General features: G+C 57.1%; 9 protein-coding genes and 1 pseudogene. 3 read left to right on the top strand and 7 right to left on the bottom strand.

The features are described 5' to 3' along the window. Nucleotides 1–765: 765 nt before the first annotated feature. Nucleotides 766–963 (top strand): annotated as a pseudogene (locus tag ACXAH0_RS24875) (IS5/IS1182 family transposase); the annotation flags it as partial. Between the two features lie 174 nt (nucleotides 964–1,137). On the opposite strand, the gene ACXAH0_RS24870 reads toward ACXAH0_RS24875, so the two are convergent. Beyond that, a complete protein-coding gene (locus ACXAH0_RS24870; RefSeq protein WP_475182411.1) occupies nucleotides 1,138–1,875 on the bottom strand; it encodes a DUF502 domain-containing protein in 738 nt (245 codons plus the stop codon). Nucleotides 1,876–2,015: 140 nt separating this feature from the next. Between ACXAH0_RS24870 and ACXAH0_RS24865 the strand changes: the two genes are divergently transcribed. Beyond that, nucleotides 2,016–2,390 (top strand): YbaN family protein, encoded by a 375-nt coding sequence (locus tag ACXAH0_RS24865; protein ID WP_475182407.1) that lies wholly within the window; start codon nucleotides 2,016–2,018, stop codon nucleotides 2,388–2,390. Between the two features lie 52 nt (nucleotides 2,391–2,442). Here the strand turns inward: ACXAH0_RS24865 and ACXAH0_RS24860 are convergent, their stop codons facing one another. From ACXAH0_RS24860 to glmU, 4 genes are all read right to left on the bottom strand, one after another. Continuing rightward, nucleotides 2,443–2,862 (bottom strand): GNAT family acetyltransferase, encoded by a 420-nt coding sequence (locus tag ACXAH0_RS24860; RefSeq protein WP_475195943.1) that lies wholly within the window; start codon nucleotides 2,860–2,862, stop codon nucleotides 2,443–2,445. Nucleotides 2,863–2,958: 96 nt separating this feature from the next. Further along, the gene (locus ACXAH0_RS24855) at nucleotides 2,959–3,546 is read right to left on the bottom strand and encodes a hypothetical protein (RefSeq protein WP_475195940.1); all 588 of its coding nucleotides are present in this window, start codon (nucleotides 3,544–3,546) and stop codon (nucleotides 2,959–2,961) included. A gap of 54 nt (nucleotides 3,547–3,600) precedes the next feature. Next, nucleotides 3,601–5,427, bottom strand: coding sequence for a glutamine--fructose-6-phosphate transaminase (isomerizing) (glmS, locus tag ACXAH0_RS24850; protein ID WP_475195938.1), 1,827 nt, complete (start codon nucleotides 5,425–5,427; stop codon nucleotides 3,601–3,603). A gap of 117 nt (nucleotides 5,428–5,544) precedes the next feature. Next, nucleotides 5,545–6,909 (bottom strand): bifunctional UDP-N-acetylglucosamine diphosphorylase/glucosamine-1-phosphate N-acetyltransferase GlmU, encoded by a 1,365-nt coding sequence (gene glmU / locus ACXAH0_RS24845; protein WP_475195935.1) that lies wholly within the window; start codon nucleotides 6,907–6,909, stop codon nucleotides 5,545–5,547. A 182-nt stretch (nucleotides 6,910–7,091) separates the two neighbouring features. Here glmU and ACXAH0_RS24840 point away from each other — a divergent pair, with 182 nt between their 5' ends. After that, nucleotides 7,092–8,408, top strand: coding sequence for a hypothetical protein (locus ACXAH0_RS24840; protein WP_475195933.1), 1,317 nt, complete (start codon nucleotides 7,092–7,094; stop codon nucleotides 8,406–8,408). 233 nt (nucleotides 8,409–8,641) lie between these two features. Here the strand turns inward: ACXAH0_RS24840 and ACXAH0_RS24835 are convergent, their stop codons facing one another. Then, nucleotides 8,642–9,382 (bottom strand): cytochrome c biogenesis CcdA family protein, encoded by a 741-nt coding sequence (locus ACXAH0_RS24835; protein ID WP_475182393.1) that lies wholly within the window; start codon nucleotides 9,380–9,382, stop codon nucleotides 8,642–8,644. Nucleotides 9,383–9,623: 241 nt separating this feature from the next. Further along, nucleotides 9,624–10,589, bottom strand: a complete 966-nt coding sequence (locus tag ACXAH0_RS24830; RefSeq protein WP_475195931.1) for a TAXI family TRAP transporter solute-binding subunit — start codon at nucleotides 10,587–10,589, stop codon at nucleotides 9,624–9,626. Between the last annotated feature and the right edge of the window lie 270 nt (nucleotides 10,590–10,859).

Here is a 10,859-nt window from a genome sequence, read left to right as displayed (position 1 = left end):
CCTGACTGCTCCCTCACATTTTTGAGGAAGCTTCTGATCAAAATTATCAGGGGGTCACTTTTGCATGCCGATTACCCCAAGATGGGGGTCAATCTTGCATGCCGATCCACAGGTGGGCACTCTTAAGCGAAACGATCTCTTCGATAACCATGGCTGGAATTGTGCTGATGGTCCTTGGCCTTGGCTTTTTTTCCTTTGGGAGGGCAACTTTTCGAGAAAGGAAGACGCGGCAGAGCTATGTGATTCTACCTGCCGCAAAAGAGCCCCGCAGGTAGAAGTGAGCTCCTCCCCGAAAATCGGACAGTGACCTTTGTTTTTACTTCAGGTCAATCCCTGAAGTGAGGGTAAGCGGCGGCTGGACCCCGGTCTAAAGGCGGCGTGCCTTTGCGTACGAAGGGTCTCAACACCCCGGCCGCCAGGTCAGCGCCTCATTCTCACATTGAAGCGCTGAACCTATGACGAGTATTACCAAGCGCAATCCCCCGCGAAGTCGCAATCCCCATCAACACCGCTTTGATCCATGGCGACTTTGACCTGGCCACTCAGCGGATCTTGTCGTTGATGGTCGAGGGTGGCAAGCAGCTCTCCGTCGAAACCCTATCCCTGTTCGACGATCTGCATGAGGCAGACGGGCTTTTGGCTCTGACGCGGAAAAAATCAAGGCACGAACGCACAATATCGTCACCGACTCACTCAGACTGTTTCTGTTCGTGCTTGTCGACGCTGCTGACATACTATGCCGGGACGGTGAGCCGGATGTCCTGAAAACCGTCCGACACCGCCAAAGGCTTCCAGGTCCTGCCCCGCAGCTGGGTCGTGAAACGCACATTCGCATGGTTCGGACGATGCAGAAGGCTGGCAAAGGGCCGGGGAAAGTCCGTCGAAAGCGCCAAGGCTTCTGTCAGAATTGCCAACATCAAGGTCATGACACACAGGCTCGCAACCTATTGTGTAATCTCATGAATTCTCGACTCGGGCTCGCAGAGAGTGAGCCTATGCCATTCAAATCGTCCTTGGCGCGAGAGGCTGACCATCCAAGAAGGCGTGACTGGTACAACGCCAAACGGCCCCGCATGGGCATCAAAGGCAAAACGCCACTTCAGGCCCTAAATGGAACAACCTGGTCAGCAACCACATCTAGGCGCTTTCCCGGTTGCGGATCTTTTCCAGCTTTTCCGGTTCGGCAATCACATCTTCCAGCATTTCCGGCAAATCCGGACTGACAAGACCGGCAGATATCACCAGCTTGGCCGCATCCTCGACCCCCATGGTCAGTTCAATGACATCTTCCTTGGGCACGAACAAAAGAAAGCCTGAGGTCGGGTTGGGCGTGGTTGGCAGAAACACGGAAACCGTCTCTGCCTTGACTTTTAGCCGCTTGGCGACTTCCCCGCGGGTTTCAGTGGAAATGAACACGATAGCCCACAGGCCCCGGCGGGGATATTCGACCAGAGCCGCCTTGCTGAAACTGTTGCCCCGATCATCAAGCACTGTCTCAAAAATCTGCTTTAACCCGCTGTAAATATTGCGGACAAGCGGCATCCTCCCGACAATACCTTCGCCGATACCAATCAGGCTACGGCCCAGGAAGTTCGCCGCCAGAAAGCCGACAATCGTCAGGACGAAGATCGCAACGATCAGCCCGAACCCGGGAACCGGAAACGGCAAATAGGTGTCCGGATTGTAAATCTTGGGCACGAACGGCTTCACCCAGCCATCCACCCATTTGATAAAGGTCCAGGTCAGCCACAAGGTGATCCCGATGGGCCCGGCAATCACAAGGCCCGTCAGGAAATAGTTCCGCAATCGTGTTGCTGCGCCGGGCCGGTGGCCTAATTTGTGCGCGTCTTCTGTTTTATGTTTCGTCCGGCTCATGTAAAACCTGATCGGTATCCTCTTGAGGGCACACCCCACCATCCGCATCCACTAGATAAGCATCTTTATCGCAGTGCGGTATCCTTCGCGAACCTTATTTTTCAGCGACACCCCAAAATGCCGAAAGCGGAGTGAAAGCAGTGCGGCGGTTTACCTTCAAACTTCTTGGCACTGGCTGTATCGGCCTCGGTCTTGTCGGCGCCTTTTTGCCGATCCTGCCAAGCACCATATTCTTCATACTTGCCGCTGCGTGTTTTGCCCGCTCCTCCCCGGCACTTGAGGCCCGTCTTTTAGGCCATCCCGTATTTGGCCCGCCGGTGATCGCCTGGCGGGAACATGGCGCGATCTCAAAGAAGGCCAAGATCCTGGCCATGGCGGGAATGGCCTTCGGCTATGGGTTCTTTTGCCTGATGTCCACACCAGCACCCTGGCTGGCTGCCCTGGTCGGCCTGGTCATGCTGGCTTGTGCCTGGTTCGTTGCAAGCCGCCCTCTTCCGCCGCAAGACCACAGCTGATGCCCCGCCCGCAGCGGCCTGAACATGCCGATTACCGGTCACGAGCGCCTGATCAGATGTCGGGTATCAGCCTTTTGCCAAGGGCGGCAGAGGTCTCGCGCACATAGCCGAGCTTGTCATAGAAGGACAGAACCGGTTCATTGCCTTCCCGCACAAACAGATTGATCTTCGGGCAGCCAAGGGCAATCAGAAAATCCTCGCAATGCGCCATCAAGCGCTTGCCCAGGCCCTCCGCCTGGTGGTCCGGATCGATGCACAGGTAATAGATCGCCCCGCGGTGCCCGTCATAACCGGCCATGACCGATCCCACCACCTGTCCGTCCTGCTCCAGCAAGAAAAACCCGCCATTGGCATCCGACAGTTTCCGGTCAATGTCTTTGTCAGGATCGTTCCATGGCCGGACCAGACCGCATTTTTCCCAAAGGGCAATGACGCCCTGGCGATGGCTTTCTTCAAACTGCGTGATGTGCATGGTCACCGATTGAGAGCTCTTTGTTTGCTGAGGAGACCGCAAGGTCCCAGCCACCTTAAGGTTTTAAGGCAATGGGCAGCTTGCGAAAGCGACAAGTCACTCGAAAAACGTCGTTTCTTCAAGTGATTTCTGCATGGTATGGATCAAGATGTAGAAGCCTTTCAAGGCTTCCATAACACTGTCAGTGTCCTTTGATCCGACCGATTGCGTGTATCTGATTTTGTGAAAACATTCGTTCAGCAGCGCCATGGACGCTATGGTGACCTTGTGCTGTCCCTTCGTCGACACGGTGAAGTAAACGGCTTCCTCAACAAGGCGCGACGTATCCAAAAAGACGTCCGGCACGAGATAGGGATCTGATAGGTTCACGTCCGGGATCATCTTGCGCTGAAAATACTCTATTTCCTGAACAGCATAGGCAAGCTGCTTGGCCGCATCGCTCCGGTCCGGAGCGTTGATCCCAAAATCGTATATGTAAAAGGTTCCCTTGGCATAGTCCCCTTTGAACGGAAAGGATACGCCGTATTTCGGGTCAGAGTAAGTCTCAGGCGTGCCGATGTGCCAGGAGCCGCTTTCAAACAGTGCGAAATCGGGAATTTTGCACGCGGCCAGTGCAAAAGACGGACTTAGGAACAAAGGGCAAAAAGCGGCCAGAACGATCCTTAGGGTGGCAAAGGTTTTCAAATGATCGCCCCCCGTTTTCTGCCCAAAGGCGCGGCTACCAACCGTTGCAGCGCCCTATTCCACCGTGACCGATTTGGCCAGATTGCGTGGCTGGTCCACATCCGTTCCCATGAACACCGCCGTGTGATAGGCAATCAGCTGAACTGGCAGGGCATAAATGATCGGGGCGACCATGTCGGACATGTCCGGCAAGATCACCGTGCTTTCGGCAGCCCCGCCGCTTTCTTCCGCCCCGCGGGCATCGGTGATAAGCACGATGCGGCCGCCGCGTGCAGCCACTTCCTGCATATTGGAGACGGTTTTCTCGTAAATCCCATCATAGGGTGCGATCACAAAGACCGGCATATTCTCGTCAATCAGCGCGATCGGACCGTGTTTCAACTCGCCAGCCGCGTAACCCTCCGCGTGAATATAGGAGAGTTCCTTCAGCTTCAGCGCTCCTTCCAGGGCCAGGGGAAAGTTGGTCGAGCGCCCAAGATAAAGCGCGTTGCTCGCCTTGGAGAGGGGCTGGGACAGTTTTTCAATGTCGTATTCCGCCGCCAGCGCTTTCAGAGCCAGACTTGGCACTTCGGTCAGTTCTGTCACCAGGGCCTGTTCTTCGGCTTCCGTCAAGACGCCCCGTTCCCGGCCGGCCTGAAGGGCCAGCGCGGCCAGTACGGCCAGCTGGCAGGTAAAGGCCTTGGTCGAGGCAACGCCGATTTCCGGGCCCGCAATTGTCTGGAAGACGGTGTCGGCTTCCCGCGCTATGGTGCTTTCCGGCACATTGACGACGGCCCCAATGGCAGCTCCGTTTTCCTTGCAATAGCGCAGGGATGCGAGCGTATCAGCGGTTTCTCCAGACTGGGAAATGAACAGCGCCGCATCCCGGCTGCTGACCGGAGCTTCCCGGTAGCGGAACTCGCTTGCAATGTCGATTTCCACCGGCAGGCGGGCGTATTTTTCAAACCAGTATTTCGACACCAGACCGGCAAGATAAGCCGTTCCGCAGGCTGAAATGATCAACCTGGACAACCCGGCGAAATTCAGCTTGTCCGTTCCGGCAACATCGGCCGCCTTACGCGAATAGTCGAAATAGCGCGACAGGGTATGACCCAGCACTTCGGGCTGCTCATGGATTTCCTTGGCCATGAAGTGCTTGTAATTGCCCTTGTCCATCAAGTTGGAGGTGACGGAGGACTTAGATTCCGGTCGCTCGGCCGGCCGGTTGTGCTGATCAAAAACCTGAACGCCGCGTCGGCTCAAAACCGCCCAGTCCCCCTCCTCAAGATAAGTAATGCGGTCCGTGAAAGGCGACAGGGCAATCGCATCAGAGCCGAGGAACATTTCCCCCTCGCCATGGCCGACGGCCAGCGGCGAGCCCTTGCGGGCACCAATCATCAGATCTTCGTGCCCGGCAAACAAAAGCGCCAGGGCAAAGGCGCCGCGCAGCCGTGGCAGCGTGTCGGCAACCGCTTCCTGAGGCGACTTACCGCTCGCACAGGCGAGATGAAGCAAATGGGCGACGACTTCCGTGTCCGTGTCGGTGCTGAGCACTGCGCCTTTGGCAACCACCTCGTCCCGAAGATCCAGATAGTTTTCGATAATGCCATTGTGAACGACGGCGACAGACCCGGCCTGATGGGGGTGGGCATTGGTCACGGTCGGCGCACCATGGGTTGCCCATCGGGTGTGGCCGATCCCGGCGGTTCCGGGCAAAGGCGCCGCTGCCAGGGCCTCTTCCAGTTTGCGTAATTTGCCTTCTGCCCGGCGGCGCACCAGCTGGCCGTCGACAAGGGTCGCAACACCGGCGGAATCATACCCCCGGTATTCCAGCCGCTTGAGTGAATCGACAATAAGCGGAGCCACTTCGGAAGCCCCCAGGACGCCAACAATTCCGCACATGAAAATGTCCTCTTCAAATAGCAGCAAGCTAGTCTTCACTTAGTCGTCATCACTTAGACGAAGGAGTGCTTCCTGTTGAAATCAATACGTGTTTCAGAAAATGTCAGGGGCACCTGGTCAGGCACTCCGGGTCTTGTCAGCCTTGGCCTTTTGCAATTCGTCCCGCTTTTGCGCGGCGCGGCCTTCCTTGACCACCTGCCGGGCCCGGCCAAAGGCAAGCGCATCCTTTGGAATATCGTCCGTAATCACGCTGCCTGCGGAGACAAAAACCCCCTCCTCCAGACGCACCGGGGCAACAAGGGTGGAATTTGACCCGACAAAGCTGCCCGCGCCGATTTCCGTTCGGTGCTTCATAAATCCATCATAGTTGCAAGTAATTGTGCCTGCGCCGATATTCGACTTCGCCCCGATGCTGGCGTCGCCAATGTAACTCAGGTGATTGGCCTTTGCGCCAGCGCCAAAAACGGCATTTTTCACTTCCACAAAATTGCCGATCTTCACGTCCTCACCAAGAATCGCACCGGGTCTGAGACGGGCATAGGGGCCCACAACGCAGCCGGGACCGACATCGGCACCTTCCAGATGACTGAACGCCCGGATGCGAGCCCCGGCAGCCACCGTCACCCCTCCGGCGAAAACCACATTCTGTTCCACGGTCACCCCGGGCTCCAGAACCGTATCATGGGCGAAAAAAACCGTCTCCGGGGCCAGCAGCGTGCAGCCATCTGCCAGCGCCTGACGGCGGCGTCGTTTTTGGTAATCCTGTTCGCAGGCGGCCAGCTGCTCCCGTGTGTTGATACCCTGGGTCTCCACCTCGGAGGCTTCGACCGCAACCACGCTCAGCCCGCGCGCATTGGCGAGTTCCACAGCGTCGGTCAGGTAATATTCGCTCTTGGCGTTGTGATTGCCGATGGCCCCGATCAGGGACAGGGCTTGCTTGCCGGAAAAACCCATGACCCCGCAATTGCAGAACGTCACTTTCCGCTCGTCTTCACTGGCGTCCTTTTCTTCGCGGATTGCTTTCAGGCGGCCCTCTTCAACCAGCAACCGGCCGTAACCGGAAGGGTCTTCAGTTTCAAACCCAAGCACAACCACATCCGCCCCATCCGCCAGGTGCTTGCGTAAGGTCTGAAGCGTTTCCGGCGTGATCAAGGGCGTATCACCAAAAAGCACCAGAACATCGTCCGGAGCCTGTTCGAGTGCGGGCTGCGCAGCCAGGACAGCGTGGGCCGTTCCAAGCCGCTCCTGCTGAATATAGCAGCGCGCTCCGGGCATGCGTTCGGCCACCAGCGCCTCAAGGTCCGCCATACCCGGCCCAGAGACAACGGCCACCGTGTCAGACCCCGCCTCTTCAAGCGCCTTCAGCACATGGCCCACCATTGGCAGGCCTCCAATTTCATGCAGCACTTTGGGCAACTCCGACTTCATACGGGTGCCAAGACCAGCTGCAAGGACAACAGACAGGCAAGAACGAGCAGTCATGAAAAATCCATCTATAAAAAAGCGGATGCAGTTCGGATGATCGGAGCTCTATATGCACCGATCCACAGAACATTGAAAGATCTGACGGTCAGAGCATTTTCGTTTTAGGTTCGTTAACCATAATGACCGCCTGATGCAGTATTGTTACTCAGATTCGTGATCAGGATCCGGAAAAAGACCTCTTGTTCGAACCGCAGGCCCCTAAGACACCCCGTGAGATAGTCCGGGACACTTTCACGCCGCCGCGCGTGGGCCTGTTGTCGTGGGCATTTGCCGCTCTTGTTATGGGGACTATCGGTCTGGCGTCCTATCAATTCGGCAGCAAAGCATTTTTTGCGGGCGACCGGCCGGCCGCAAGGGCACCTGGTCTGCTCCTTCCCCCTCAAGGCGCGGTTGAAACGACCGCCTCGCTTGTCTCGACCGTGCCGCATCACCGGGACCCAGCAGCCACATCAGCGCTACAACAGCCCGGCTTCGCCGCCTTGCGTGGCCTAAGCCTGGAACAGAGCCAGATTGAGGTGCTGCAAAAGGAAGTCGTCGGCCTGAGGCGGCGGCTCATGGCCCTGTCTGAGCAGAACATGGCCTATTCCCGGCGGATCGCGGCCCTGGAAGCGGAAATCGCCGTTGCAAAGCCTGATCCGGCTTCAGCAACGGTCCCCGCCATCGCCCCACCTGTCCCTGAGGCCGCCTCTCTTGAAGACACGCCCCCTGTGCCCCGGCCCGGTGCGGTGTCCTCATTGCCAAAACAAATACCTGATTCAGAGACAGGGAATGTAGCCGCTAAGCAGGCAACAACACCGCATGCCAAACCGGCTCGCCCCCCTGCATCGCCAGACATCCAGGCTGAATCCACAACAGCAGCGACCTCTCCAAAATTTGAAGAGGCCCTGAAGCGGGCGAAACGAAAGATCAGCCTGTCCAAGAACCTGCCGCCGCCCGACACGACGCCGGCGCCGGAAGTGGCGCAAAACGCACCGGTGCGCATCATCTCCCAAGCTCCACCTCTGGCCTCATCCCCGCAAGAAACCCTGCCTGATATGACGGACCAGAGAGATCCTGGTGTCACCGGGGCCATTCACGGTCCGGAAACGATTGCCAATCAGACATTTGACAGCACACCGACCCGCACGACAGAAGCTCCGCGGGTGCTGAGCCCGTCCAGCCCGTCCGGCAAGATCAAGGGGGGGAGCCACAGTGCGATCCAACGCAGTGATTTCGGGGCAGTCATCGGCCACTACCCGTCTCATGCAGCAGCGGCAAAAGCCTGGGCGGACTTTAAGGAGCAGAATGAAGAACGCATGCACGACCTGCGGCCACTGCTGCTGAAGCGCCAGCGCGAAGACGCCGGCATTGCCCTGATGATCGGCCCCTTTGCAAATGCAGCCGATGCCTCTATTGCCTGCCTGCATCTTCTGGCCATGACAGAGCTGTGCCGTCCGGCCCTCTATGCTGGCGACCCGCTGACGACGACAGCCAGGATCCGGGACACTGTATTCTGACCCTCTTGCCACCTGCATTAATTCAAATGACATCTTTCAGTGACTTGAAGATCAATATACTTTTCAGTATATTAAAATACTTTTCTCAATTTATGATTTAAAATTCAGATTGCGGTCATTAGAATGGCAAAAATCCGTCTTGTCTTCTCGGAGAACACGTCCGATTGCGCGCATTGGTAAATTGAGACTGTGTCGCGTTCATCGCGTGTCAAGCACTCTGGATGCGGATTGCCCTAACCAATGGTCTGGAAGACCGGAAAGGTTTCCAGAAGCCAGTAAGACAGAACCGCCATCTGACCTGTCAGGAACATGACGCCGGTCAGAACCAGCACACCGCCCATGGCTTTTTCAACGGTCCCCATATGTTTGCGGAAACGTTTCATGAAGCCCAGAAACGGCCCGGCAAACAGCGCGGCGAGCAAAAAGGGAATACCGAGCCCAAGCGCATAGGCGCTCAAGAGAAGCGCCCCCTTCCCGACCGTATCTTCAGAGCCTGCCACAAACAGAATGGCTGCCAGAATCGGACCGACACAGGGCGTCCACCCGAAGCCGAAGGCCAATCCGATCACATAGGCGCCGAGGGCTCCGGCCGGTTTCTTCTCCACATGCACCCGCGCCTCCCTGTAGAGCAGACCGATCCGGAACACCCCGAGAAAATGCAGCCCCATCACGATGATGGCCGCCCCGGCGATGTAGCCAAGATAGTCCAGATAGGCCCGGATAAACTGACCGAGGAAACTGGCTGTCGCCCCCAGAAGCACAAAGACGGTCGAAAACCCAAGGACAAAAGCAACCGCGCTGAAAAAGACCCGTCTGGACGCCTCCCGGTCTTCCCCCGCCTCACCCGTGAGCTGATCCAGCGACACACCTGCCAGAAACCCGAGATAGGGCGGTACGAGCGGCAAAACACAAGGAGAGACAAAAGACAGAACGCCCGCCAGCAGAGCGCCGATTGTTGTTACATCCTGGATCATCGGTGGTGTGGGTCCGGTTGGCCGAAGTTAAAGACAGGTCGATATCGTCTCATCGTGGTAATACCGCCACCGGCTGCAATTACAAACACAAAAGCGCTCACCTTTTGGAGAGGCGCTGCTGAGATCCGGCCGGCCTTGCCGCTTCCATAGCAAATCGTGTTTGACCGGTTTTGTCTTTCGCAGCCTGATATCAAAAATGTCAACGCAGGAGACAAGGCAGATCCGGTCAAATGGCGCTGCCTTATCGCCCGATGTTCTGATCAGGCAAAAGGCCGTGTTCGGCGAAAAACTGCGCCGCGCCCGGATGGAGCGGCACCACCGCGCTTGAAGCGGCCAGATCCGCTTGTTCCAGGCCACTCAGCGCTGGATGAAGCGTTTTGAACTCATCGAAGTTTGCGGCAACGGCTGCAACCAGGACCCTGACAACATCTTCCGGCATTTCAGAAGTGGTTACGACCGACGCCCCCACGCCGAAAGAGCGGACTGGCGTTTCAAGGCCATAGAGCCCCGCCGGAATACTTGCTGCCCGATAGTAAGGCGCCTCGGCAGCGAAGGGCTCCAGCGCAGCCTCATGAAGCCCGATAAGGCGAATGCCGCATTGCTCCTGCGTTTCTTCAATCAAGGCTGCCGGATGGCCGATCAGGACAAAATAGGCGTCAATTGCTCCGGAGCACAACTCCTCTGGAACCGCAGAGCTGCCTGTATGGGAGAGCGCGATGTTGTCAGCATCCGTCCAACCCAGCAGCTCGGCAAGGGTTTGCCAGGAGGCAAACGAGCCCGACCCGGCCGCTCCGATATTGATCCTGGCGCCTTTCAAATCTTCAAGGGAACTGAACCGGCTTGTGTCCCGCACCACAAGCGTTGCGACCTCGCGATGCAGTGTCAGAACCGTTCTCAAATCCCTGAACGGACCATCTTCCTGAAAATTCGAGGTTCCGAGATAGGCATGATGAAGCCAGTCGGACTGCGCAAACCCGAAATCAAGACCACCGGACCGGATCTGGCGGATATTGGTGATCGTGCCAAGCGTGGATTCAACCGAACAACGGATCCCATGCCTGGCCCGGGTCTCGTTGACAAGTTTGCAAGCCGCGCCGCCCGCCGGATAATAGACACCGGTCACGCCTGCAGTGCCAAGCGTGATGAAACGTTGCTGCAGCGCGTCTGCCGCTTGGGCCGGGGCCGACACTCCCGCGGCGAACCCCATGAGCAGAACCGGCAGTTGGCATGACACCAAGCAGACCAAGATCCGCCATTGCCAAGGTCTTTTCGTACATCTTCGCAAGCACATTAGAACCGGACCTTATTGCTACAACACCATAGGCTCCAAAGGACGTAACGTATAACAAAGTTTATACATAGCGCTCATTACTGTCCGGGAAAATTCTGATTTAGGATAAAAAAGGCCCGTTTTGTAAGGAGATAGTCTAGAATCGTGGTTGCAACGCCTGATTCAGAATCTCTCCCAAAAACGGAC

Source organism: Roseibium sp. AWQ4_290 (assembly GCF_056160985.1).
This window is presented reverse-complemented; position numbering and strand designations above follow the sequence as displayed.